This is a genomic window from Microbacterium sp. 2FI, assembly GCF_005502885.1.
GTDB lineage: Bacteria > Actinomycetota > Actinomycetes > Actinomycetales > Microbacteriaceae > Microbacterium.
On sequence record NZ_SCMR01000042.1, the window covers coordinates 1 to 1142 of the forward strand.

The window sequence follows — 1142 nt, forward strand, 5'->3', positions numbered from 1 at the left end:
GGTCAGGGGGCGACGACGTGGAATGCCGCAAGTCGCGCGCTCAGGGTGGCTGCGGAGGCGATGTGCGCCATGCCCCAGCGCGGATACCGGCGGTTCGTCGTCCCGCGGATCCAGTCCTCGCGCATCTTCTCCGCGAGGACGACGTCTTCGGCACTCTGCCCGCGCCCCCGCTGGGCGGGGTCGCGGTACTTCCCCTCCCCGTCGAACTCACCCCACGCGTCGACGTCGTCCAGACCGAAGTCGACAAAGTAGAAGCCGCCGCTCGGCGCGGGGATCGGCACCTGGAGGCGTGGCGGCCGAAACCCGAGATCGCGCAGATAGAGACGGCTCACACTCTCACCCGGAAGCTGCGCCCGGCCGTCGGCGAACGCGAGTACCTGCCGTCCGCGTCGAACTCCCCGCGCCCCGCGCGGCATCTCGAGGCGCTCGGCGACCTGCGCCCGAAACCCGGTCGCCCTGCTCTCGTCGTAGACCCAGGACACGTCATCCCACGCGACGCGTCGAAGCGCAGCATCCGCCAATGCGACGCCCGTCTCCTCCGGAGCCGTGCGGATCATGTCCGCGACCGTGCGCGCGAGGTTCGTACACGGGATGCCGTCGACCACGTCCAGGTCGGCATCCGGGATGTCGATCTCATGTCGCGCCGTGCGCGCGTCGCCGGTCGTGACATGACCGTCGGCGGACTTGCAGCTCACATGCACCCACCGCGGCGCCAGCCGGAACAGCGGGAGCTTGTGCAGCACGGCTGCCGACGCGAGCGAGTTCGGCGCGTCAGACCCGCGACGATGATCGTGCGCGGCGACGACGCTCAGCAGGTGGCGACCCTCGGCGTGCTCGGCCCGCCACGCCGCAGCCGGCACGTACCAGCCGCGATGGATCCGGCGCAGCGTGCCGTCGCGCACCGCTGCCGCGATGCGCCGGCCGGACATGCCCCGCCGCGCGAGGTCGGCACGGGAGAGGAGGCGGGCGCGGGCTTCGGCGACATCCATCGGCTCAGGCTGAGGGATGCCTGGGCGCCGTCCCCGGATTTCCTCCCGATGTGGATCCTTCCCCACCGCCCCACCTCTGTGGAGGAACCGCTGCCCCTGGCGTCGCGCACCCGCGGGACGCGAGGGCGAGGACGCGGGTGCGCGACGCCAGGG

The 1142-nt window shown here is 72.2% G+C and carries 1 protein-coding gene; it reads right to left on the reverse strand.

The genetic code is table 11. The features are described from left to right. Nucleotides 1–2: 2 nt before the first annotated feature. Nucleotides 3–989, reverse strand: coding sequence for a type IV toxin-antitoxin system AbiEi family antitoxin domain-containing protein (locus tag FFS15_RS18515; protein ID WP_137846527.1), 987 nt, complete (start codon nucleotides 987–989; stop codon nucleotides 3–5). Between the last annotated feature and the right edge of the window lie 153 nt (nucleotides 990–1142).

What these genes read in the sequence shown, in the direction of transcription:
- FFS15_RS18515 (WP_137846527.1), bottom strand. Translation starts at nt 989, where the DNA reads ATGGATGTCGCCGAAGCCCGCGCCCGCCTCCTCTCCCGTGCCGACCTC.